Source organism: Siphonobacter curvatus, from assembly GCF_002943425.1.
Classification (GTDB): domain Bacteria; phylum Bacteroidota; class Bacteroidia; order Cytophagales; family Spirosomataceae; genus Siphonobacter; species Siphonobacter curvatus.
Genome location: NZ_PTRA01000001.1, coordinates 2,242,373 through 2,264,806, shown reverse-complemented (window position 1 = coordinate 2,264,806; position 22,434 = coordinate 2,242,373). Strand labels below are relative to the sequence as shown.

At 47.3% G+C, this 22,434-nt stretch carries 19 protein-coding genes and 1 tRNA gene; 13 read left to right on the top strand and 7 right to left on the bottom strand.

Features of this window, described 5'->3' with window-relative positions; translation table 11 throughout:
• Nucleotides 1–123: 123 nt before the first annotated feature.
• Nucleotides 124–1,437 carry a hypothetical protein gene (locus C5O19_RS09340; protein WP_104711572.1) on the bottom strand — a complete coding sequence of 438 codons (1,314 nt, stop codon included), beginning with the start codon at nt 1,435–1,437 and terminating at the stop codon, nt 124–126.
• Between the two features lies 1 nt (nt 1,438).
• Nucleotides 1,439–1,819 carry a hypothetical protein gene (locus C5O19_RS09335; RefSeq protein WP_102199758.1) on the bottom strand — a complete coding sequence of 127 codons (381 nt, stop codon included), beginning with the start codon at nt 1,817–1,819 and terminating at the stop codon, nt 1,439–1,441.
• A 189-nt stretch (nt 1,820–2,008) separates the two neighbouring features.
• On the opposite strand from C5O19_RS09335, the gene C5O19_RS09330 reads away from it, so the two are divergent.
• Nucleotides 2,009–2,647: a TetR/AcrR family transcriptional regulator gene (locus C5O19_RS09330; protein ID WP_104711571.1), complete on the top strand. Its 639-nt coding sequence runs from the start codon at nt 2,009–2,011 to the stop codon at nt 2,645–2,647.
• A gap of 15 nt (nt 2,648–2,662) precedes the next feature.
• On the top strand, nt 2,663–3,982 hold the full coding sequence (locus C5O19_RS09325) for an ABC1 kinase family protein (protein ID WP_104711569.1): 1,320 nt from the start codon (nt 2,663–2,665) through the stop codon (nt 3,980–3,982).
• Between the two features lie 53 nt (nt 3,983–4,035).
• Here C5O19_RS09325 and C5O19_RS09320 read toward each other — a convergent pair whose 3' ends face one another.
• Nucleotides 4,036–4,599, bottom strand: coding sequence for a DUF2911 domain-containing protein (locus tag C5O19_RS09320; RefSeq protein ID WP_243406365.1), 564 nt, complete (start codon nt 4,597–4,599; stop codon nt 4,036–4,038).
• Nucleotides 4,600–4,782: 183 nt separating this feature from the next.
• Between C5O19_RS09320 and C5O19_RS09315 the strand changes: the two genes are divergently transcribed.
• Complete coding sequence (locus C5O19_RS09315; RefSeq protein ID WP_243406402.1) at nt 4,783–5,217, top strand: deoxycytidylate deaminase; 435 nt, start codon at nt 4,783–4,785, stop codon at nt 5,215–5,217.
• Nucleotides 5,218–5,267: 50 nt separating this feature from the next.
• Here C5O19_RS09315 and C5O19_RS09310 read toward each other — a convergent pair whose 3' ends face one another.
• Nucleotides 5,268–5,783, bottom strand: a complete 516-nt coding sequence (locus C5O19_RS09310; protein ID WP_104711565.1) for an FKBP-type peptidyl-prolyl cis-trans isomerase — start codon at nt 5,781–5,783, stop codon at nt 5,268–5,270.
• A gap of 142 nt (nt 5,784–5,925) precedes the next feature.
• Here C5O19_RS09310 and C5O19_RS09305 point away from each other — a divergent pair, with 142 nt between their 5' ends.
• Both C5O19_RS09305 and holA read left to right on the top strand, forming a co-directional pair.
• Nucleotides 5,926–6,525: an acyl carrier protein phosphodiesterase gene (locus C5O19_RS09305; protein WP_104711564.1), complete on the top strand. Its 600-nt coding sequence runs from the start codon at nt 5,926–5,928 to the stop codon at nt 6,523–6,525.
• A gap of 9 nt (nt 6,526–6,534) precedes the next feature.
• Nucleotides 6,535–7,554, top strand: a complete 1,020-nt coding sequence (gene holA, locus C5O19_RS09300; protein ID WP_104711562.1) for a DNA polymerase III subunit delta — start codon at nt 6,535–6,537, stop codon at nt 7,552–7,554.
• A gap of 458 nt (nt 7,555–8,012) precedes the next feature.
• Here holA and C5O19_RS09295 read toward each other — a convergent pair.
• Nucleotides 8,013–8,086 (bottom strand) — tRNA-Met (locus tag C5O19_RS09295).
• A 152-nt stretch (nt 8,087–8,238) separates the two neighbouring features.
• On the opposite strand from C5O19_RS09295, the gene C5O19_RS09290 reads away from it, so the two are divergent.
• The 6 genes from C5O19_RS09290 (at nt 8,239) to menD (ending at nt 15,771) form a co-directional block, all read left to right on the top strand.
• The gene (locus tag C5O19_RS09290; protein ID WP_104711560.1) at nt 8,239–8,628 is read left to right on the top strand and encodes an START-like domain-containing protein; all 390 of its coding nucleotides are present in this window, start codon (nt 8,239–8,241) and stop codon (nt 8,626–8,628) included.
• A gap of 85 nt (nt 8,629–8,713) precedes the next feature.
• Nucleotides 8,714–10,192, top strand: a complete 1,479-nt coding sequence (locus C5O19_RS09285) for an LptF/LptG family permease (RefSeq protein ID WP_104711558.1) — start codon at nt 8,714–8,716, stop codon at nt 10,190–10,192.
• A gap of 58 nt (nt 10,193–10,250) precedes the next feature.
• Nucleotides 10,251–10,526, top strand: a complete 276-nt coding sequence (gene rpsO, locus C5O19_RS09280) for a 30S ribosomal protein S15 (protein ID WP_104711557.1) — start codon at nt 10,251–10,253, stop codon at nt 10,524–10,526.
• Nucleotides 10,527–10,783: 257 nt separating this feature from the next.
• Nucleotides 10,784–13,000 carry a polyribonucleotide nucleotidyltransferase gene (gene pnp / locus C5O19_RS09275; RefSeq protein ID WP_104711556.1) on the top strand — a complete coding sequence of 739 codons (2,217 nt, stop codon included), beginning with the start codon at nt 10,784–10,786 and terminating at the stop codon, nt 12,998–13,000.
• Nucleotides 13,001–13,091: 91 nt separating this feature from the next.
• On the top strand, nt 13,092–13,955 hold the full coding sequence (locus tag C5O19_RS09270; RefSeq protein WP_094810398.1) for a sigma-70 family RNA polymerase sigma factor: 864 nt from the start codon (nt 13,092–13,094) through the stop codon (nt 13,953–13,955).
• Nucleotides 13,956–14,061: 106 nt separating this feature from the next.
• Complete coding sequence (menD, locus tag C5O19_RS09265) at nt 14,062–15,771, top strand: 2-succinyl-5-enolpyruvyl-6-hydroxy-3-cyclohexene-1-carboxylic-acid synthase (protein ID WP_104711555.1); 1,710 nt, start codon at nt 14,062–14,064, stop codon at nt 15,769–15,771.
• A 148-nt stretch (nt 15,772–15,919) separates the two neighbouring features.
• Here the strand turns inward: menD and C5O19_RS09260 are convergent, their stop codons facing one another.
• Complete coding sequence (locus C5O19_RS09260) at nt 15,920–16,942, bottom strand: tetratricopeptide repeat protein (protein ID WP_165795987.1); 1,023 nt, start codon at nt 16,940–16,942, stop codon at nt 15,920–15,922.
• A 51-nt stretch (nt 16,943–16,993) separates the two neighbouring features.
• On the opposite strand from C5O19_RS09260, the gene C5O19_RS09255 reads away from it, so the two are divergent.
• Nucleotides 16,994–17,239, top strand: a complete 246-nt coding sequence (locus tag C5O19_RS09255) for a hypothetical protein (RefSeq protein ID WP_104711553.1) — start codon at nt 16,994–16,996, stop codon at nt 17,237–17,239.
• A 124-nt stretch (nt 17,240–17,363) separates the two neighbouring features.
• Here C5O19_RS09255 and C5O19_RS09250 read toward each other — a convergent pair whose 3' ends face one another.
• Complete coding sequence (locus C5O19_RS09250) at nt 17,364–19,121, bottom strand: M61 family metallopeptidase (protein ID WP_165795986.1); 1,758 nt, start codon at nt 19,119–19,121, stop codon at nt 17,364–17,366.
• A 285-nt stretch (nt 19,122–19,406) separates the two neighbouring features.
• Here C5O19_RS09250 and C5O19_RS09245 point away from each other — a divergent pair, with 285 nt between their 5' ends.
• Nucleotides 19,407–22,415, top strand: a complete 3,009-nt coding sequence (locus C5O19_RS09245) for a tetratricopeptide repeat protein (protein ID WP_165795985.1) — start codon at nt 19,407–19,409, stop codon at nt 22,413–22,415.
• Nucleotides 22,416–22,434: the final 19 nt, after the last annotated feature.

The window sequence follows — 22,434 nt, the reverse complement described above, 5'->3', positions numbered from 1 at the left end:
GCTATTTGTGCGTATAGGGTGATTCACATCGATGATTATAAACGCTGATTTTGGTTTTACCGCAATAAAAAAGAGAAAGCTCAAACGCAGCTTTCTCTTTTTTATTGCAGTATCCTTTTCTAGTCAAATCGTGACGGTTTTAAATCCGGGCGATTGTGTACTTATTTTTAAAAGAAGCAGATACAGGCAGGCCGGATAGATATGGTGAAACAGACGTTCAATAGACTGACTGAGGTGCCATTCCAGGTCATTCGGCGTAGTGAGGTAAATCACAAAATAACCCGAAAGTAGTAAGCCTACGACTAGCATTGGCAGGGACTTCACAAAGGCGATTTTCTTTACGAGCAGCAAAGTCAGTAAAACAAGTATTACTGAATAATACATAAAACCGGTTCTAAAGAAATAGGTAATGATCAACCCGTAGCGATCCGGATTGCCAATTAGATCCAGCAGATCGGTACCTCGACCTGCGTGAATCAGGTCATTGGCGGGAGCGTACACCACCTTAAAGTGGACCAGGATAAGAAACGGGATCAACGCACCCGCCGCGTAATGCAGAATCGTTCTGAAGTTTCTGAAATGAAAGCAAAGTACCGCGAACGAGAACGTCAGGAAAAACAATGCTCCTTCATTTTTTATCCAGGTTGTACTACCGGCGATGAAGCCCAATAGAAAAAACAGCCGTCGGTCGATTCCGTGTTGTGCTTCCTTGTACATCACAAACGCAATGAGAATGAAAAAGGCCAGCAGGGTATCAGAATACTGCGAGCGGGCAATCTCGATGAATTTAGTATCCAGGGCAAACACACACAGAGCGACAATCGCCGGAAACACATAGTTGAAGCGGGTCAGTCCGAGAAATACCGTTACCGGAATGGCAAAGTAGACCAGATGAGCCAAAATCATCGGAGCCAGCGGCGTTGCCGTCTCCACACCTCTCCACATATACGCTACCAGCGATGGCAGCATCAGCGGGTAATCCGGATGCGTTTTGACTAACTTGTTGGTGAATAAATTAGTCCAGTATTCGGGATAGAAAAGGTATTTGGCATGAAGGTTCCATATGGCCCACGCGTCCCAATCGCCCCAGCGATAGATTTGCTTGTTGAACGGTAGTGTGGCCGCCAACAGCCCGACGAGCAGAAGAAGCACCCGGCCTGGCCGTTCGAATGTTGGTAACGACAAGGAGCGATCGTGGTGGCGGACTGCGTATAAGGCAAGGGCTATTCCAGGAACAACGACGAGTCCGGCTAATACGAACGGGTAAGGAATAGAAGCGACTAAACTCAGATAATAGGTATAACCGACCAGGGCAAGCAGCAGGGCAAAAGCAAAGGGATAGCTTAAACCTCCCCGTGATCGGTCTCCTTTATGCAAAAAAGAGCTGACCTCAATAAAAGCAATGATGGTGGCAGCAATACAGGCAAAGATTAACATATTAACGTTTCAGGTGTACTACACGATAGGTTAACTCTTGATTGCCCCCACTAACGATACGTTCGTAGTTATCCAGAGCAAGGGGGGGGAGTCCGGGTTCTTCAAGGATGAGCATGGTATCCCTTTCGGCCAGCTCAACTACCATAGGGGCTAACACCAGCGTTGATTTAAAATAAAGCATGTCAACCCGGTCGGGAGCAACATTCGCTTTCATACCGAGGCTAGCACCGGGGGGTAACTTTTTTTTGACGTCAGCGAGTAGCTCTTCGAGATGATCCGGTTCGGTATAAGCTCCCGGCGATGCCAGATCGCGATACTTGTTAATGGTAAGCCAGATGATGGATACCAGTAAAACGGTACTGGCCAGATAAAGAAACCTCATGGAAAGATGTAATGCAGCGTACGCTGGGTTCGTTGAACGAATAGGTCTTGAAAGCAAAGAAAGCTGAATTCACGTATAAAAATCGGCTGCTTATAAATTATTGACTGAATATTCTTTTTCCGAGAAACTACTGGTACCAGATTATCGTTTGAAAAGATAGATTTACCCGTACTCTTTTAAACGATCTTTATGGCTACTTCTCCCGATAAAATCAAAGACGCTTATATAATGTATCTGCTCGAAGAGGGGCAGCAACCAGCGTCGATTTATGCCTTTGCCAAGAAACTTAAGGTCAAAGAGACCGAGTTCTACGAATACTATAATTCATTCGAACAGATTGAAAGCGGGGTATGGGCCGGCTTTTTCGAACAGACGCTCGTCCGACTGAAAAGCGACGAGGTTTTTCACACGTATTCCGTTCGGGAAAAGCTACTGGCGTTTTACTACACTTGGATCGAAGTGCTCACCAGCAACCGCAGCTTCGTACTGCGTAGCCTGAAAGATTTTCGTATGCAGCGATCCATGCGTACGCCCGCGGCTCTGGAAGAATTTAAATATCAGTTCGAAAAATTCATCAAAGACCTGATGGCTGAAGGGCGGGAGAGCCAGGAAGTGAAGTCCCGGCAGCTGGTCGAAACTAAATATCCTACTGCATTTTGGTACCAGACGATGTGGCTACTCGATTTCTGGAGTAAAGACACTTCGAAAGGTTTTGAGAAAACGGATACTGCCATCGAAAAGGCCGTCAATACGGCCTTTGATTTGATTGGCGTATCGGCTTTGGATTCGGTACTGGATCTGGCCAAGTTTCTCTACCAAAATCGTTAACAAGGCCCACCATTTATGAAATCCCAACAATCGATTCCAACCTCCAAAGTAGCCCGTGCGACGCAATTCGTAAAAACAGGAGTCAAAATTGGAGGAAATTACCTGAAGCATAATGTAAAGAAGCTGGTGAACCCGGATCTGAGTCGGGATGAGCTACACGAAGATAACGCCGTTGATATCTACGAGTCGTTGAGCCAATTGAAGGGCTCGGCTTTGAAAGTGGCTCAAATGCTATCTATGGATCGGAATCTATTGCCCCGGCAGTACTCCGAACGTTTTCAACTGTCGCAGTACTCGGCCCCTCCGTTGTCGGCTCCGCTGGTCGTAAAAACCTTCCAAAAGTTTTTCGGCAAATCGCCTTCGGCCTTGTACGACACCTTCGATGTGGAAGCGACTGCCGCGGCCTCCATTGGCCAGGTACACCGGGCTACGAAAGACGGAAAGAACCTAGCGGTAAAGGTGCAGTATCCCGGTGTGGCGGATAGTATAAGTTCCGATCTGAAGATGGTGAAGCCCATGGCAAAAACTCTTTTCGGATTGAATGAAAAGGACGTAGACCGCTATACAGCAGAGGTAGAGCTACGCTTGCTGGAAGAAACCGATTATGAACTGGAATTACGCCGGGGTGGGGAGATTACCCAGGCCTGTGCTCATATTGACGGATTGGTCTTTCCAATCTACTATCCGGAACTTTCGGCTCGTCGGATTTTGACGATGGACTGGCTGGAAGGCAAACACCTCAGCGATTTTCTGGCAACGAATCCCAGTCAGGAGATACGTAACCGGATTGGACAGACGCTCTGGGATTTTTACGATTATCAAATTCACACGCTCCGACAGGTACACGCCGATCCGCATCCGGGTAATTTTCTGCTGCGGCCGGATGGAACGACGGGTGTAATCGATTTCGGCTGTATCAAAGACATTCCGACCTTTTATTACGATAACTATTTCGCCCTGATCAACCCCGATACGGTGGCGGATCGCGAGCGGACGGAACAAATTTTCTATAATCTGGAATTTCTGTATCCGTCCGATTCGGATCACGAAAAGCAGCTATTTTCGGGACTATTCATTCAAATGATCCATCTGCTGGGACGACCCTTCAAGGAGGAAACCTTTGATTTTGGCAATGATGCGTATTTCCAGGAGGTATATGCCTTCGCCGATCAGTTACAGCGGGTCGAAGAAATTCGGAAATCTAAAGTAGCCCGGGGGAGTCAACATGGCTTGTACGTAAATCGCACCTACTTTGGTCTGTATTCGATTCTTAACGAATTGAAAGCCGTAGTAACGACTAACCGTCCGGACTGGTTACGGCCTAGTCGAGGCTAAACGATAGTCAGAAAGCAAAGGCCCGAGGGATTCGAATCCCTCGGGCCTTTGCTTTATTTAACGAACGTGAAAGGAATGCGTACCCGAACGTCGTCCCACATCAGATGAAGATCGGCACCGGCTTCAGTTTCCTCGAAGCGAAAGGTAAGAGCTTCGTAAATCTGATCGTTTTTTTGAACCGGGACATCCACGCGTAGGTAATCGTTTTCGGCCTTGTAGGCAAATGCTCCCCATTGACCCAGTTCCGAATTAAGGACAATCGTCCAGGAATCCGGGTTTGGAATCGTAAAAAGGGTATAGGTACCCGGTCGGACCGATCGCCCGGCCAATTTCACCTCTTTTGTAAGCGTTAATTCCGTAGCTTCGTTTGCTCCGGTCCGCCAGATTTTTCCGTAGGGTTCCAGCTTACCAAAAATTTCCCGCCCCTTTCGCATGGGTTGTCCGTACGTAAGCTTAAGGTAACAAGTTTCCGTTTTGTACTGGGCCAAAGCCAGTGGGCTGGGCCGTAGCTGCGGCTGGATAATTTCAGCGGCGGTACTCTTGGCGGTGGAATCCGTTTGGGCCTGTACGGAGAAAGCCATTAAACAGCCCATGCCAACGAAATGAAATAATTTCATAGTTTAAGTAAGCGTACGTCGTTTTATTGTCGGAACTTTCGGCAAAAATAAACGATGAAAAGGGCTGGTATGGGATACCTTACCGCCGAATTTATTAACCCAGTAGGGAAAATCGCTGAAAATCAATCAGCTGAAACCTACGAAGATTGGAATCCATTGAAACCCCATTTTGACGATATTTTTATGGATCTGGCCGTGAACTTGGCCAAGCGATCCCACTGCATTAAAGCTCAGGTAGGGGCGGTACTTACCAAAGACACGCGCATTATATCCATTGGTTACAATGGACCGCCCGCGGGTACGCACAATTGTGATGAAGAATTTCCCGAAGTAGGTTGCCCGCGTGATTCGAAAGGCAGCTGTTCCTTAGCCTTGCATGCCGAGCAAAATGCAATCTTATACGCGGCTAAACTCGGAGCGAGTATTGAAGGAGCCACGATTTACGTAACGCTTTCGCCCTGTATCGCCTGTGCCCGGATTATTTACTCGATGGGGATTCGCCGCGTTATTTTCAAGGATTCGTACGCGAAGTACAAAGGGATCGGCGTAGATGAAGGCGTAGAGTTCCTGCGAAAATTTGGCGTGCAGGTTGAAGAATACCGCACACCTGTAGAGTAAGCAATGAAAGATTATGAATGGATTTCATAATCTTTCATTGACACCTATTCTTAGTGATGGACGCCACCATTTCCGTGAACGTGGCCGTGGCTGAGTTCAGTAGGTGTTGCTTCCCGAACGTCGAGGATTTTACCCGTGAAGTGAAGTAGCATTTCAGCCAGAGGGTGGTTAAAGTCCATCCATACGGCATCATTACTAACTTCTACAATGCGACCATTCATTTGCTGGCCTTCATCGTTGGTCATCGGTAATACATTGCCTACCTGAATCAGTTCCTGATCGATCTCTCCGTTTACCCGGAAAACATCCAGTGGAAGGTCTACGACGGCTTCCGGATCGCGTTGTCCGTATCCTTCATCGGGTGAAATGGAGAAATCAAAGGTATCGCCTGGTTTAAGTCCTTCCAGATTGTCTTCAAACCGTTCTGGATAGCCACTCATTCCATGTATATAGCCCATCGGTTCGTCTTCTCCAATGGCTTCTACCAATTCAAATTCCTCTTCATCGGGACCTTTGATGGATAAGTCGTACGTAAGAAGAACTACCTTGTTTTTTGTGATTTCCATGAGCGTTGTTTTTTTGCAAACGTACCGTAAATACGTCGGCTAATTAAAAAGTACTGACAAAAAGATTTTTTTATCAGACCGTTTTGAGTGAACCTTGTATCCCAAATAACTATTCCAAAGAAAAGCTTATAATCCCTTATTCATGAATTTTCTGGCACATACGCTACTTTCAGGAAAGAATTCCGACGTGCAGGTGGGCAATTTGCTGGGTGAGTTTGTGAAGGGACGGCTGGAAAATTACCACCCGCCGGGCATTACTACGGACATGCTCGTGGGCGTGCGATTGCACCGGATTATCGATGATTTTACGGATCACCATCCCATAACCCGGCGGAGCAAAAGTCGTCTGGTTGATGAGTACGGCTTGTTGTCGGGCATTCTGGTCGATATGTTCTATGACTACGTACTGGCCCGCGAATGGGCGACGTATTCGGTCCTCCCGCTTCCGCTCTTTGCTCAGCAATTTTACGAGGCCGTCGAGCAGCACCGTCCGTTTCTACCGGCATCCATGCAAAGCACGGTTCAATCCATGATTTCTCGCGACTGGTTTACGAACTATGCCACCCTGGCGGGGATCGAATGGTCGCTACGGGGAATTGGCCGACGCTTCCCCCCGGCTGCTGGCATTGAACGGAGCATCACTCAACTGCAACGGGATTACGCGTTTTTTAAAGCCGATTTCGAAGAGTTCTGGCCTGACTTAAGCCAGCGGTGTTTCGATTATTTATCTTCCATTAATTGATTAGCAGGTATGCCTCAGACTTTTGAAACCGTCTGGAAAGAATTAAAAAAGAATCAATATGCTCCGCTATACCTACTGGCGGGCGATGAACCTTATTATACGGATCAACTTGCCTCGTATCTGGAAGAAAATGCTTTGCCGGCTTCGGCCCGGGATTTCAACCAGTTCGTGCTCTATGGAAAAGATATTAATGTAGGTACGCTGTTAAGTTATGCCAAGCGTTTTCCCATGCTTTCTGATCGTCAGTTAATTTTGGTGAAGGAAGCCCAGGACATGCAGGGACTCGATGCGAAGGATACGGTCCGTTTTCTGGAAGATTACATTGTTAACCCGCTACCTTCCACTATTCTGGTTCTGTGTTTCAAGTCGAACGTGGATGAACGGAAGGCCTGGGTGAAGGCTTGGGATAAAAAGGGAGTATACGTTCCTTCCAAAAAGTTATATGACAACAAAATCCCCGACTGGATCGCCTCCTACTGTCACGAAAAAGGCGTAAAGATCTCTCCCAAGGCGTTACAAATGTTATCTGAATTCATTGGAAACGATTTAAAGCGAATTGCCAATGAGTTGGATAAGATCATTCTGAACCTGCGAGCTGATGAATCAATCCAGGCTGAAACGGTCGAACGCTTCGTTGGTGTCAGTCGGGAATTTAACAATTTTGAATTACAGAAAGCCCTATTGAACCGGGATGTGGCTCGGTCCAATCTCATTGCTTATCACTTTTCCCGCAACCCCAAAGACAATCCCATTCAGCCTACCCTGATCATTCTTTATAATTTTTTTAGCAAGCTTTTATTGACCCATGCTACGGCCGATAAAAGCGAACGCAATCTGGCCAGTACGCTGGGCGTAAATCCATTTTTTGCGAAAGATTACGTAACGGCTAGTCGCAATTTCTCGCTCGATAAAACAGTAAGCGTGATTAAATATCTGAGACAGGCCGACGCCCAGTCTAAAGGCGTGGAAGTAGGGGTAATAAGTGAGGAAGTAATTCTTAAAGATCTGATATTTAAGATTTTACACTAATTTATCTCAATTTTGGTCCAATTGACCTAAAATGGACAAGGCTACCCATCAATGGGTAGCTTTTCTTTAAGCGGACAGTATGGCAGATCACTTTTTTTATCTATTGTTTGAAAAAATTACACACTCATTTACAGGCGTTTACGGATTGAATAAGCTTAATTTAGGGTTGAAAGTCAGTAATAAAACTGTGCCCTAGCGACACTTGCGTAAAAGTGCGGCTTGGGGTACACAGTTCGTTTAATCGAAGCAACAGAAGCCTTTTAGCAGGCTAATTTAGCAGAACAAAATGGGGTGCATTTGTCCTACTTGCTGAGGATTGTGCAGAAATAGAAAGCAGGACTACTTTGGATCGGTTAGGACGAAGAGTTAAGCGTATCCGCGACTTGCCAGCTAGGAGAAAAACTGGAATTAACATTGTAAAAAGAAAAAACGGAACAGTTTTCACTGCTCCGTTTTTGTAGCGGGGACGAGAATCGAACTCGTGACCTCCGGGTTATGAATCCGACGCTCTAACCATCTGAGCTACCCCGCCGTTTTTTTGTGGTGCAAAAGTATACGTATTTCGGCCAAAATCCATACCTTGTGAAAAAAAAAACTTAAATTTTTCAGGCCGTGTCGGCGACGCACTTGATACTGGACTGATTTTGAGTAAATTGACGGGATACGTTTTTGACAAAAAAAATTATGACTAAGCATAAATTTGTTACTGAGTACGAGTTGCGGGCTTCTCCAAAAATGCTCTTCCCCTACGTTAGTACGGCTTCCGGTCTTCAGCAGTGGTTTGCTAACAAGGTAAACGTAGGTTCAAACCAATCCATGATTTTTGAATGGGATGGTGAAAATCACCCGGCTAAAATCGTTTCCATGCGTCAGAACAAAAGCATTAAATACGATTTTACGCCCGATGCGAATGAAGAAGAACATAATTACATGGAGTTTCGGCTGGATCAGAGTGATCTTACTAACTCGACATTTTTAAAAATCACCGATTACTCAGACAATACCGACGAAGAAGACTTGCGAGCTCTTTGGGATGGACTCATTGATACGCTGCGGGAAGTCGTTGGAGGATGATTGTTAGGAATTGTTAAATCAGGCTTAGCTAGGAAATGAATACGTTTGTTTCGGGTTATACTTGTGCCTGATTGACGGAGTTGCCATGAGAAAATTAGATAAATTAGTATTAAAAGCTTTCTGGGGACCTTTCCTGGTCACCTTTGCGGTAACGGAATTTATTTTTCTAACCCGCTTCATCCTGCTCTATTTTGATGAAATTGCCGGGCGTGACGTAGGCTTTGATGTGTACGGAAGACTCTTCTTTTACTTCGGGCTCATGGTCGTACCCGTTTCCATGCCCCTGGCCGTATTGCTTTCCTCGCTCATGTGCTTCGGAAACTTGGGAGAGTTCTCCGAATTGACCGCCGTGAAGAGTGCCGGAATCTCCGTTGGTCGGGTGATTCGTCCCGTCTCCGTAGTGATTGTCTTCATTACCGGCTTTATTCTGTGGTTCAATAATACGATTCAGCCCTGGGCTAACTTAAAAGGGTACAGTTTGCTGTGGGATATTAAAACCACGAAAGCTACCCTGAGCTTTAAAGAGGGCGTCTTTAACAATGATCTTCCGGGGTACAGTATAAAAATATCCAAGAAATACGCCGACGGCTCTTTAAAGAATGTGCTGATCTACGACCACTCCGAAAATAGTGGCAACCGTCACGTAACCGTAGCGGATTCAGCCCGAACCTACACGATTCTGGGAGGTACGTATCTGGTCTTTGAATTATTTAAAGGCGTCGATTACGTAGAAGACGTGGATAAATCTTCGGGGGATGGAAATACGAGTGACTTCGCTAAGAACTCGTTTAGCCATACCAAGAAGTTTATCAACATGCGGTCTTTTAAAATGACCCCTACGGATGAAGATCAGTTCAAGAATCACGCCATCATGAAATCCATTCGGCAGTTGTCGGATGATGGCGATTCGTTACGGCGGAATTATCAGTTAGCCGTAAGGAGTATGGTGACGATGGCATCGCAGTACTATTCCTACCATTTCCAGACAATGGGGGAAGGGGCCAAAAAGATGCCTACTACCTGGGTGGATTCATTAATTACCGCTCGCGAGAAATTACCGGCGACTTTACAGAACAGCGATCTAACAGCTTCCGCTTTGAGTTCGGCTAAATCACGTTTGACGTCTATTGAGACGGACGACTTACTCATGTACGACCGTCGCAAAACAATGTACAAAAATGATTTGGAATGGAATCACAAATTCACAACGGCTATTTCCTGTCTGGTAATGTTCCTGATTGGAGCTCCGCTGGGAGCCATCATCAAAAAAGGAGGATTCGGATTACCCGTACTCGTGGCCATTATTTTCTTTATTTTGATGTATGTACTCACCATTCAGGGAGATAAATACGCGAAGGAAGGGACCATGTGGGTACCCTTGGCGGCCTGGATGTCAAATCTAGTATTGTTAGGGTTTGGAATCTATTTTCTAACGAAGGCATTGAACGATTCTCGACTCTTTGAAGCGGACGTATATCGTATAGCTCTGAACCGTTTGAAAGAGCGGTTTGTAGCCTGGAAGGAAAAAACGCCCTTATTTAAGAAAAAAAGCGAAGCTATATAAGCGTTTGCTGCATTATTTTAGTATCTTTGCGTTTCACAACTAAAATTAGCTGCAACACATGTATCTAACTGCCGACAAGAAAAAAGAAATTTTTGAATCGCAGGGGCATGCCAAGTCAGCAACCGACACCGGTTCGGCTGAATCGCAAATTGCTCTGTTTACGTATCGGATTAGCTCACTGACTGAGCACCTGAAAGTACACAAAAAAGACTACGCTACGCGTGCGGGTCTGTTGAAATTGGTAGGTAAGCGTCGTCGTCTTCTCGACTATCTACACAAAAAAGATATTACCCGTTACCGGGCCATTCTTGCTGAATTAGGTCTCCGTAAATAATCGGTTGATACGCAAGTCAGGGAATTCCGTTTAGTGGATTCCCTGACTTGTTTTGTGTTTGTCCTGAAAATTTTTCTTCGACAAATTGATTACTTCTTCGCGTTTTTGTACTCTTATAGAATAGTTGAGGTAACTGAATGCAACTACGGGGAGTTTCCCCGGCTAACCTCTTGAAAGCGGTTCCTCCTCAAGATGAGCTACACAGCGGTCCCTCACTTGGTGGAGAGCGGTCTCAAAAGCGGTCAAAACGACAAACTATGAACGTTGTAACCAAAAAACTCAGTCTTCCCGATGGTCGAATCATTACCATCGAGACTGGCAAACTGGCTAAACAAGCCGATGGATCAGTAGTAGTCCGTATGGGCGACACGATGTTACTGGCCACGGCCGTAGCCGCACCAGAAGCCCGTCCAGGTACTGATTTCTTACCTCTTTCGGTAGATTACCAGGAAAAATTTGCTTCTGCGGGTAAAATCCCCGGAAGTTTCCAACGCCGGGAAGGCCGTCTTTCCGATTACGAAATTTTAATAAGCCGACTGGTTGACCGGGCTTTACGTCCTACGTTTCCCGGTGATTTCCACGCGGATGTTCAAGTCAACGTGGTGATGATTTCGGCTGACCCCGAAGTACAACCCGACGCCTTGGCGGGTCTGGCTGCTTCGGCTGCTTTGATGGTATCCGACATTCCTTTCAACGGTCCCATCTCTGAAGTACGCGTAGCCAAAATTGATGGCCTGTATCTGATCAATCCGCCGACCTCCATGCTGAGTCGGGCTGAACTGGATCTGATTGTTGCGGGTAACAGCACGGACATTCTGATGGTTGAGGGTGAAAGTAATGAGGTGTCCGAAGATGATATGCTGACAGCATTGAGAACGGCACATGATGCCATTAAACTTCAATGTGCTGCTCAGAAAGAATTAGAAGCGGAAGTAGGAAAAACGGTCAAGCGAGAATATAGTCATGAAACCCATGACCTCGAATTGAAGAAGTTTTTGTACGATAATTATTACGAGAAGGTTTATGCCGTTGCCGCACAGGGTAACGCCAATAAATCAATCCGTAAAGAAGGATTCAAAGCCGTTCGTAAGGAATATCTGGAGACTTTACCCGAAGATCATACCGTAGACCTGGGTTTGGTTGGCACGTATTTCCACGATATTGAAAAAGACGCGGCTCGTAACCTGGTGTTGAATGAGCGTCGTCGTCTGGATGGACGGGCTCTGGATGAAATTCGTCCCATCTGGTGCGAAGTCGATTACTTACCTCGTGCCCACGGATCAGCCGTATTTACGCGGGGTGAAACGCAGTCGTTAACCACGGCCACCCTGGGAACGAAATTGGATGAGCAGATTGTTGATCAGGCCTTAGTTTCTGGTTACAGCAAATTCCTGTTGCACTATAACTTCCCCGGTTTTTCTACGGGTGAAGTGAAACCTAACCGTGGACCCGGACGCCGGGAAGTAGGTCACGGTAACCTGGCGATGCGTGCCCTGAAAAAGGTAATGCCTGCCGACGCGGACAACCCTTACACGATTCGGGTCGTTTCGGACATTCTCGAATCCAATGGTTCGTCGTCGATGGCGACCGTTTGTGCGGGTACGTTAGCTCTGATGGATGCCGGAGTAAAAATCAAAGCTCCCGTATCCGGTATTGCTATGGGTCTGATTTCCGATCCTGAAACGGGTAAGTACGCCGTTCTTTCCGATATTCTTGGCGATGAAGATCACCTGGGGGATATGGACTTTAAAGTAACGGGTACGGAAAACGGAATCACGGCTTGCCAGATGGATATGAAAATCGACGGCCTTTCGTACGAAGTGGTTGCCGAAGCTCTGAATCAGGCCAAGCGGGGTCGTCTTCATATTCTGAACGAAATGAAGAAAGCCCTTACCGAAGTTCGTCCCGATTTCAAACCTCATGCTCCACGGGCGGTTATTCTGGAAATTCCTCAGGAGTTTATCGGTGCCGTGATTGGACCTGGTGGTAAAGTAGTACAGGAAATTCAGAAGACGACGGGTGCAACGATTGCCATCGAAGAAAAAGATAGCAAAGGCTACGTCAGCATTTTCGCCACGAACAAAGAAGCGATGGATGCGGCCGTAGGTCGGGTGAAAGGCATCGTAACAATTCCTGAAGTAGGTGAAGTGTACACGGGTAAGGTGAAAACAGTTACGGACTTCGGAGCATTCGTTGAGTTCCTGCCCGGACGTGATGGTCTGTTGCACATCTCGGAAATCTCCTGGGATCGTCTGCCTGCCATGAAAGGCGTACTCGAAGTAGGCGAAGAAGTACAGGTGAAATTAATTGAAGTAGATCAGAAAACCGGAAAATTCCGTTTATCCCGGCGGGTGCTGTTGCCCAAACCAGAAGGATATGTGGAACGGCCTGAGCGACCCGAACGTCCTGAAAGAGGAGATCGTCCGGAACGTGGGGACCGGGGAAATTCCGAGAATCGCCGCCCCCGTAACTAATTTACGTTACAAAAGATAACGATTCCTGAATTTTTTTCATGTTTTCATGTTACATAATCATCAGCAACCCATAAGCAAATTCTGATGCCAGATGAGACAGCTAAAAATTTCTAAGCAGATCACTAACCGGGAAAGCCAATCGCTTGATAAGTATCTTCAAGAAATTGGTAAAGTGGATTTGCTCACCCCGGACGAGGAGGTAGAACTGGCTCGAAGAATTCGTGAAGGTGACCAATTAGCTTTAGAGCGACTGACCAAAGCGAACTTACGTTTCGTAGTGTCGGTAGCTAAGCAATACCAGAACCAGGGACTTTCCCTGGGCGATTTGATCAACGAAGGAAACTTGGGTTTGATTAAAGCCGCTCAGCGTTTCGACGAAACGCGTGGTTTTAAATTCATTTCGTACGCCGTATGGTGGATTCGCCAGTCGATTCTTCAGGCTTTGGCCGAACAATCACGGATTGTACGTTTGCCTTTAAACCGGGTAGGTTCTCTGAACAAAATTTCCAAGACATTCTCCGAACTCGAACAACGTTTCGAACGGGAACCTTCACCGGAAGAACTGGCTGAAGTACTGGAAATTTCAGCGGGTGAAGTGGTCGACACCCTGAAGATCTCGGGTCGTCACGTATCCATGGATGCTCCTTTCGTACAAGGTGAAGAGAACTCCCTGCTCGACGTATTGGAAAATGACGGCGAAGACAAACCAGATTCTGGTTTAGTGAATGAGTCCTTACGTAAAGAAGTACAACGAGCTCTGTCAACGTTGACCCAACGTGAAGCCGACGTAATCACCCTGTACTTTGGTTTGGACGGAAATCACGCCATGACCTTGGAAGAGATTGGAGAAAAATTCAATCTGACTCGGGAACGGGTACGTCAGATCAAGGAAAAGGCCATTCGTCGCTTACGCCATACTTCGCGTAGCAAAGCCTTAAAAACGTACTTGGGTTAATCCCCTAACGTAGTACGTTTCAAAAAAAGCCTCCAATCCGGAGGCTTTTTTTGTATCAGTTGTTATCTATCCATTCAATCCTGTTTTCCTATAACTTTGCTGGCGTATGATCTTGCAACCTTTATTGGATCTGGCCGAACTTTGTGTACGCCGTGGGATTCATCACGCCGTCATTGCTCCCGGTTCTCGTTCCGCCGCCCTTACGCTGGCTTTCGCCCGTCACCCGCATATTCAAACCAAGGTTATACCCGACGAACGGGCTGCCGGATACATTGCCCTGGGTATGGCCCAGCAACTGGGCCAGCCCGTCGCACTGATTTGTACTTCGGGTACGGCCGCTCTTAATTTTGCTCCCGCTGTTACGGAAGCTTATTTTCTTGGTGTACCTCTGTTGGTACTCACTGCCGACCGTCCGCCCGAATGGATTCACCAGCAGGATGGACAAATGATCCATCAGGATGCGGTCTATGGGAAACACATCAAGGAGTCGTATGCCTTACCCGCCGATTACGGGCATGTGGATAGTCGCTGGTTTATCGAGCGTACGGTAAATCAACTCATTAACAGTGCCCAGGAACAACCCCGGGGACCCGTACATCTGAACGTACCCATCCGCGAGCCCTTCTATCCAAAATCCGACGAAACTTTTACTTACGGATCGCCGCGTACCATCACCCGGGTTGTTGAGCAGCGAACCCTGCCGCAGGAAACCTGGGAAGAACTGCTCGGGCTACTGGAGGATACCGACCGCGTACTGATTCTGGCGGGACAACAGGTGATCAGTGAAGCCTTACTGGAAATTCTGGAGCAGCTAAAAAATGAATTTGCTTTCCCGGTAGTAGGGGAGGTGCTATCCAATCTGTCGGGTCATTCCTTCCTCACGCACCCGGATATTTTTCTGGGTAGTACACAACCGCAGGACGAACGGTGTCCGGAGGTACTGATTACGTTTGGGGATTCCTTCGTGTCCAAAAATCTGAAGTTATTCTTTCGGAAGTATAAGCCCCGGTACCATTATCATATCTCTTTTCGTCGGGAGCTGATTGATCCGTTTCAAACGTTGACCCAGCAACTGGCGATCGAGCCGGAAGCCTTCTTTCACACGCTGTTGGAAACGCTGGACTTACGAGCCTTCCGGCAGGGTGACGAAGACCGGGACACTACCTTTCTACAAAGCTGGGAAGTGGCCGAACAAAAGGCAGTTTCTGGAATACAGCACTTTCTGCAGACCCGTGAAGCCTTCGGCGAATTTCAGGCCGTTGCTCAGGTGCTGGAACAAATTCCGGAATCGAGTCAGTTGCATCTGGCCAACAGTATGTCGGTTCGGTACGCCAACTATATCGGCCTGACCCAGCGAGTAACCGTTTTTTCCAATCGCGGGACAAGCGGAATTGATGGCTGTATGAGTACGGCTGTAGGGGCGGCCCTTACTACTGATCAATTGGTGTTTCTTCTCATCGGGGATGTCGCGTTTTTCTATGACCGCAACGCCCTTTGGCATTCGCACGTACCGAGTAACCTGCGAATCATTTTGATCAACAATTCGGGGGGAAGTATTTTCCGGATGATTGACGGACCGCGTCAGCAGCCTGAACTCGAAACGTATTTTGAAACGCAGCACCATACCACCGCTGAACGCACGGCACAGGATGCAGGCCTGGTGTACTATGCCATTGCCGACGAGCAGGAACTGGTGAAAGCCTTACCTTCCTTTTTAAACGAGGATAAAAAAGCTAAGTTGCTGGAAATCAGTAGTGACCCTGTCGCGAATCAAAAAACATTTGACCAATTTAAGGAGCTAATGAAAGCGATGTAAATGGTTTAGTAATGGTCTGATTGTAAGTAGTTTATGAAGTTACTTAAGCAATGCTTTAGTAGTCATACGGTCGTCTGAGATTTTGATAGAAAGCAACCGCCTGGGTATTGATGCGGAATACCGAATTCTCAGCGTAGACAGAAATCCATCAGGAACAGCCTTTCGCTGCCTCGATGGATTTCTTTTCCTTTAACGTGGCCCCTTTCTTCCAGTACGTGCAGGCTTCCTGGTTTTTTCCGCTGGCCTGGGACGTATTCCCCAAGTAGAAGTATAGGTTTTCAACGGATGGATCCATTTGTTCTGCTTTCTTCAATGCATCCATGGCTTGGGCAAACTGCTGCTTTTTGAAATAATATAGCCCAAGATTACGGTACGCCCATGCGTTATTATCGTCCAACCGTAGGGAACGATTGAGTTCTGCTTTTGCTTCATCGAGCCGATTGAGTTCAAGTAAGGCATAGGCCCGGTTATTAACGGAGTAGGCGAGGAGCTTGCCCTCCGTAATCTTTACGGCTCGATCAGCCCATTCAAGTCCCTTCTTCGGATCACCTAATTGCGTAGTGACCATGGATAAATTATTAACGGTACTCGGTTCATTGGGTCTGTACTTCAGCACGCTCTCAAAATCTTGTCGGGCTTTATCGTACTCTTTACGTAATACGTACACCCATCCACGGAAAGCATAGGTGGTATAGTCAGAAGGCCGAAGCTGTTCCGCTTTTTGGAAAGAGGACATGGCTAAATCTTCCTGTCCCGTCATATACTGGGCGTTACCCAAGAATGCCCAGGCTGTAGAAGAATCGGGAATGAATTTTACTGCTTCTTCTAGGTCGCGTAGGGCATTAGCATATTCACCCTGCATGGAGAAAAGGTTCCCACGGTTCTGATATGTACTACCTAATTTAGGGTTGATCTTCAGGGAGTTATTCAAATCACTCAGGGCTTTCTCGTAGTTAGCCTGCTGAATATAGGCCAGTCCTCGGTTGGTTAAAGCCTCCGGAAATTCCGGTTTTTTCTGAAGGGCTTCCGTATAAAAACGCTCAGCTTGGGCGTAATCTTGTCGGAGAAGTTGATCATTACCGCGTAAAAAAAACTGATAAGCCTCCTGATCGCGTTGTTTTCCGCAGGCGGCCATCAAAAAAAGTAGGAATAATGGAAGGAGTGTTCGCATCTTCGTGAAAAGAAAGCCTTGAGGCTTTATTAATTCGTAAACTGTACGCTTATGCATTTTATTAGTGAAGTTCAGCATCCGTCCTGCAAAATCAGTCTGTATTCCTGGAACAACCGCTATATCATCAAGATAGAGGCGGGGGCTTTGGAGCAGACCTACAAGATTAATGAATACGATGTTTCAAGTGAGGAAGACCTAAAAGAGTTATTGACAGGTCCGTTTATCGACAAGGTTATGGCTCGTTTTGAATCCATGGCTCGTGACTGGGAAGAAGCCCTCGAAGAAATCGAAGATTAAGAGTAAAAAACGTAGACAGGCTTATAAAGTCAGAATAATCAGGCTATTATGTAATTAGTATTGTGCTAACTAATAAATACTAAACAAATTTAGCAGGATTTTAGGTGGTTTGTAAGCCTGTTTTTTAAGCGATTTCTGAACCTAGCCATACCCATTTATTGAACAATTCGATTTGTTCTGGATTAGGGTTTTCATTCCGAACGATGACTAATTTCTGTACTGGATTTGCCTGCAATTCCACTTCAAAAATTCGAATCATTTCCGCCCGACGAACTTCGATGAGCACTTCCTCTTTCGGTTGTTTGGTCGCTAGAAACCGCGGCAAATCCGTGATCGGTTGTCCATCGATACTGATCAGTTCGTCAAAGACATTTAAACCTATTTGATAGGCGGGGGAGTCTTTCAGTATGTGCTGAATGGTGGGCCGGCCAGCAGCCAAGTGAATACCCAGATACGCCAGTTCAGGATCGAGTTCATTTTCCAAATGACAACCTACGTATTGCAGGTATCGATCAAAGTCCAGCGGAGCCGTACCCCAGATATAGTCTTGGAAAAAGGGTTCCATTCCCCGGCCCGCGACCTGCTCAATCGCCGTCTGAATTTCCTGCTCGGTAAAGCCACGATTTTCTCCGAGGTAATACGTTTGGTAGAGTGATCGCAAGACATCGTCCAAGGATCGCTGACCCGCAGTAGCCTGGAGAATTTCCAGATTAAGCAACGTAGTTACGGCTGCTCCCTTGGTGTAGTAAGAACTCTGACTATTGATCGAATTTTCGTTGGGTCGATAGTACTTGATCCAAGCATCCCAGCTTGCTTCCGCGAGCGACTGCATCCGCGTACCGGGCGTGTTCACCACGTAGGTAAAATCGTTGGCTACGTCGGCCAAGTATTTATCTACGGAACTCAAGCCCGCCCGCCGTAGAATGTGATTGTCGTACATACTGGTGAAGCCCTCAGCTACCCAGAGTTGGTGCGTATAGTTTTCGTTCTCGTAGTCGAAAGGCCCCAGCTCAATGGGCCGAATTCGTTTGACGTTCCAGAGGTGAAAATATTCGTGAGCAACCAATCCCAGGAAGTTCGCATACAACGATTCCTGAGCGTACGTATTCCGGTTCGTCTGAAGAGTGGTACAGTGCAGGTGTTCTAGTCCACCGCTGCCACCGGTCGTATGGTGTACGATGAATAAATACCGCTGACAGGGGTGCGTACCTACAACCGTCAGAGCGGCTTCGCAGATCCGTTTGTAATCGGCCTTCAGTTGTTCTTCATCCACGGGAGCGTGCGTACCCACTAAGGCAATCTCATGGGGAATGCCACAGGCTTCAAAATGGAGCACCTGATGCGTACCGATCTCAATGGGGGAGTCTACCAGCAGATCATAATTCTCGGCCCGGTACGTAAAGGGTTTTCCGGGTAAGGCAGGCAGAGCTACTGATACGCGGGTCCAGTCCCGGTACGGCTCAACGACCAGATCAGCGGGCTGATCCTTAAATTCGTCGGCATACAGGAAGGTAGCGGCTCCGGTAGCGTAGCCGTGTTGATCGTCCAGAAAATTCGTCCGTACGGTTAATTCATTGGCGTACAGGTAGTACGTAATGGTAAGGTCATGCGTATCGTCGGGCAGGGAAACCCGCCAGACATTCTTTCGTATCTTACGAACGTCGGTTTTTACTCCATTCGCGTGTGCTTCGAGGCGGTCTAGATTCTTGGCATATTCCCGTACCAGATAGGAACCGGGTGTCCATACTGGCAACTTAACATCAATGTACCCTTGCTTCTGAATGGTTGGATGAACGAATTCCGAAACGTGCATCGCTACCTGAAAATAATGCGTAGCGGGTTCCGGCATGCGGAGGGTATACTCTATATGATTTTGACTCATGGAATCAGGCACAGAAACGAAACCGCAAAGAAAGAACACGACAAAAACGAAAAGTCGTTGAATCATATCGGTTTTGTATTTCTTTGCGTTTAAACCGTGAAAATAGTCCAACTCTTTGAACACTCCGCCGTTTTATTTGTCTTTTTTTGTAGGTTTTTCATCCGTTCCACTGAATCACGGGTAGAATCCGCTGATTTCAGTTTGACAGTGAATGAATTAAACCGGGTTTTTCCGTATATGTTCTCGTAAGTAAAGTTCCGGATGTTAATCAATCAGCCTATTTCTATGCGTACACGTCGCTTGTCCCTGGTGGGATCGTGCCTACTATCGCTGTATTCGGGTCAGGCTTTGTGGGCCCAGAATACACTCAATTACACCACACCCGATGCACATTATCGATCTGGTATCGAGTTTGTCGAAAAGAAAAATTACGCTTCTGCCCGCCAAGAGTTTCAGCGTTTTCTCGAAACCAACAAAGGCCTGCTGACGAGCAATGACCTCAATGCGGTCAATGCGGAGTACTACATTGCCATGTCGGCCCTGTATCTGAATCAGGCCGAAGCCGAAATTCTGGCCGAGCGGTTCATCAAAAACCACGGGGATCATCCAGCGGCCCGTCAGCTCTACGCTGATTTGGGCAATTTTTATTACAACAGTGGCGATTATGCGAAAGCTATTCCCTACCTGGAGAAAGCCAGTGGTACCGAAGCCGCTTTTAAATTGGGGATGGCTCAGTACTACAACCAGAACTATGAATCGGCTCTGAAAGCCTTCGATCCGGTGAAAGGGGGGGCTAGTGAATACGCGTCAGCGGCCAGCTACTACTCCGGCGTCATTGAATACAACAATGGCAATTACCCAGCGGCCATTTCCGATTTTCGCCGCATTGAAAACTCCAAGGACTTTGGTAACGAAGTACCCGGCTGGATCGCCCATTCGTACTATCGGCAGGGCCAATACGATCCGCTGCTGAGCTACGCCGAACCCATTTTACGGAAAGGCAACAAATCGGGCAAGCGACTTGATGAGCTGTCGTTACTCGTGGCCGATGTGTACTTCCAGAAAGGAAACTACGCCAAAGCAGCCGAGTACTATAAAATGCACACGAATTTCCGGGGTGGTAAATTGCCCGTTCCGGCGGCGTACCGATATGGATACTCGTTGTATCGCCAAAATGATTTTAACGGAGCCATCGCTGCCTTGAAACCGCTGGCCGCTTCAAAAGATACCGTGGGTCAGTATTCCTCGTATTACATGGGCATCAGCTATCTGAATACGGAAAACCTCCAGTACTCTCTGGCGGCTCTGGATCAGGCCCGCAAACTGAGCTTTAATAAATCCGTACAGGAAGATGCGGCCTTCAACCACGCCAAGGTACAGCTGGATCTGGGTAATGGAAATGAGTCGGTCAAGGAATTCGATCAGTTCATCAAAACGTATCCTAACAGTGCCTACCTCAATGAAAGCAAGGAACTGCGAGGGGAAGGCTTACTGCTTTCTAATAACTACGCTCTGATTCTGGATTATCTGGATAAAGAGCGTAACCTGACGGCCAAACAACGCAATCAGTACCAGCAGGCGGCCTATAACCTAGGCATTAATGCCTTTAATGCGGAACGTTTTGATCAGGCCATCGTCTCATTTGATAAATCACTAAAGTATACCGACAATCGGGATCTGTCCGTTGCCGCCCGTTTCTGGAAGGCGGAAGCCATATCCGCTCAGCAGAAGTACGCCGAGGTGATTCCGCAGTATACCCAGCTCATTGCCAGTTCGGATAATTCGACCATTGTTCCCGACTTCCGAATCCGGAGTCGGTACGGTTTGGGTTATGCCTATTACAACACGCGGGAATACGACAAGGCCTCTACCCAGTTTAAAGCCTATACCGACGCCGTTCGGGGACTGCCCGCCGAAGATCGCCGGAATTACGAAGATGCCATGATCCGGCTGGCCGATACCTACCTGGTGGCCAAACGCTACGATGAGGCGACCCGGATTTATGATCAGGTCGTTGTGACCGGAAAGTCGGACAAGGACAATGCTTTGTACAATAAAGGGATTTCGCTTCTCTACACGGACAAATACGCGGAGGCCCGTACGACTCTCAACCAGTTACTGAATCAGTATCCCAATTCCGCTTACGTGGATGATGCGATGTTCCAGCTGGGAATGGTCGAACTCAACCAGCAGAACTACACGGGTGCTGTAAGCCAGTTTACCCGCCTGATTCAGCGGCAACCCCAGAGTCCCATTCTGCACGCCGGCTATCTGCAACGGGCGATTGCCTACAGTAACCTGAAAAAGTACGACGAAGCGATTGCCGATTATCAGGTGATTCTAACTAAATACGCGACTTCCAAAAGTGCCGAGTCGGCTTTATTAGGCGTACAGGATGCCTTGAATTCCGTGGGTCGTCCGGAAGAGTTCAGCTCCATCATCAAGGGTTACGAACAAAGCAATCCTTCGGATGGATCGTTGGAGAAGATCAAGTACGACGCGGCCAAGAATATGTACTTCAGCGAGAAATACGCTCAGGCCATTACCGCCATTCAGGAATTCCTGCAAAAATATCCCAATAGTAGCTCGGCTCCCGAAGCGCTGTATTACCTGGCGGATTCGTACTACCGCACCGAAGACCGCACCAGTGCTCTGCAATACTTCTACCGCGTTATTCGGGATAATAAGACGCAGTTTGTCGGACGGGCAGCTCAACGGGCGGCTGAACTGGAATACCAGAACGAAAATTACCGGGGAGCCGTCAGTAACTACCAAACCCTGTTACGCAGCTCCACCAACAAAAAGGATCAGGTAGCCGCTCAGCTGGGTTTGATGGATGCGTATTACAAACTCGCCAAGTATGACTCTTCTTCCGTATACGCCAAAGACGTGATTAACGGAGGAAACGCCGTGATGGGTGCTCAGAACCGGGCTCAGCTGTTTTCGGGTAAGATTGCCCTGGCCCGAAATGATTCGAAGAAGGCCATCGAAGAATTTGAGAAAACGGCTAAACTCGCCAAGGATTCCTACGGGGCCGAAGCGATTTACAACGTAGCCCTGATTCTATACAAGGAAAAGAAATGTAAAGAATCTCGCGATAAAATTATTAATGAGCTGAAAGAGCAGTTTACCGATCAGCAGTGGATTGACCGGGGTTTCTTGTTGCTGGCGGATGTGTACGTCTGTCTGAACGAAGCATTTCAGGCTAAAGCTCTGTTGAATACGATTATCGAAGGAGCCGAGGATAAAACCATCGTGGAGGAAGCTCGCAAAAAGCTGGCTGCTCTGAAATAAAACCTATCACTGAAGATCT

Coding starts and splice junctions, on each gene's coding strand:
- C5O19_RS09305 (WP_104711564.1), top strand. CDS start 5,926: ATGAATTTTCTGGCACATACGCTACTTTCAGGAAAGAATTCCGACGTG.
- C5O19_RS09330 (WP_104711571.1), top strand. CDS start 2,009: ATGGCTACTTCTCCCGATAAAATCAAAGACGCTTATATAATGTATCTG.
- C5O19_RS09325 (WP_104711569.1), top strand. CDS start 2,663: ATGAAATCCCAACAATCGATTCCAACCTCCAAAGTAGCCCGTGCGACG.
- C5O19_RS09315 (WP_243406402.1), top strand. CDS start 4,783: ATGGATCTGGCCGTGAACTTGGCCAAGCGATCCCACTGCATTAAAGCT.
- C5O19_RS09335 (WP_102199758.1), bottom strand. CDS start 1,819: ATGAGGTTTCTTTATCTGGCCAGTACCGTTTTACTGGTATCCATCATC.
- C5O19_RS09255 (WP_104711553.1), top strand. CDS start 16,994: ATGCATTTTATTAGTGAAGTTCAGCATCCGTCCTGCAAAATCAGTCTG.
- holA (WP_104711562.1), top strand. CDS start 6,535: ATGCCTCAGACTTTTGAAACCGTCTGGAAAGAATTAAAAAAGAATCAA.
- rpsO (WP_104711557.1), top strand. CDS start 10,251: ATGTATCTAACTGCCGACAAGAAAAAAGAAATTTTTGAATCGCAGGGG.
- C5O19_RS09310 (WP_104711565.1), bottom strand. CDS start 5,783: ATGGAAATCACAAAAAACAAGGTAGTTCTTCTTACGTACGACTTATCC.
- C5O19_RS09250 (WP_165795986.1), bottom strand. CDS start 19,121: ATGAGTCAAAATCATATAGAGTATACCCTCCGCATGCCGGAACCCGCT.
- C5O19_RS09270 (WP_094810398.1), top strand. CDS start 13,092: ATGAGACAGCTAAAAATTTCTAAGCAGATCACTAACCGGGAAAGCCAA.
- C5O19_RS09290 (WP_104711560.1), top strand. CDS start 8,239: ATGACTAAGCATAAATTTGTTACTGAGTACGAGTTGCGGGCTTCTCCA.
- C5O19_RS09340 (WP_104711572.1), bottom strand. CDS start 1,437: ATGTTAATCTTTGCCTGTATTGCTGCCACCATCATTGCTTTTATTGAG.
- pnp (WP_104711556.1), top strand. CDS start 10,784: ATGAACGTTGTAACCAAAAAACTCAGTCTTCCCGATGGTCGAATCATT.
- C5O19_RS09245 (WP_165795985.1), top strand. CDS start 19,407: ATGCGTACACGTCGCTTGTCCCTGGTGGGATCGTGCCTACTATCGCTG.
- menD (WP_104711555.1), top strand. CDS start 14,062: ATGATCTTGCAACCTTTATTGGATCTGGCCGAACTTTGTGTACGCCGT.
- C5O19_RS09285 (WP_104711558.1), top strand. CDS start 8,714: ATGAGAAAATTAGATAAATTAGTATTAAAAGCTTTCTGGGGACCTTTC.
- C5O19_RS09320 (WP_243406365.1), bottom strand. CDS start 4,599: ATGAAATTATTTCATTTCGTTGGCATGGGCTGTTTAATGGCTTTCTCC.
- C5O19_RS09260 (WP_165795987.1), bottom strand. CDS start 16,942: ATGCGAACACTCCTTCCATTATTCCTACTTTTTTTGATGGCCGCCTGC.